The 205-nt window shown below is 52.2% G+C and carries 1 protein-coding gene; it reads right to left on the bottom strand.

Translation table 11 applies throughout. The features are described 5' to 3' along the window. Positions 1–205, bottom strand: a 205-nt coding sequence (locus ACO0KW_RS20560) for a hypothetical protein (protein ID WP_423055202.1), incomplete at both ends; no start/stop codon positions are given.

Raw genomic sequence — 205 nt, 5'->3', positions numbered from 1 at the left:
TACCACCTTCACCAACCGTCGGGCTGCTGACCGATGTCACTACCAAGCGATCATCATCGCCACCACCTGTGCCGCTAGCATCATCATGTATCGTCGTCGTCACACTCGCCGTGCCTAACGTCGCATTATTCGGTGCAGATAAGTTCACCTGGAAGTTTTCAGCTCCTTCAAACACCGTGTCATTGCTAATCGCAACCGTAATCGT

This window comes from Undibacterium sp. Ji22W (genome assembly GCF_049340305.1).
Taxonomy (GTDB): Bacteria; Pseudomonadota; Gammaproteobacteria; order Burkholderiales; family Burkholderiaceae_D; genus Undibacterium.
This window is presented reverse-complemented; position numbering and strand designations above follow the sequence as displayed.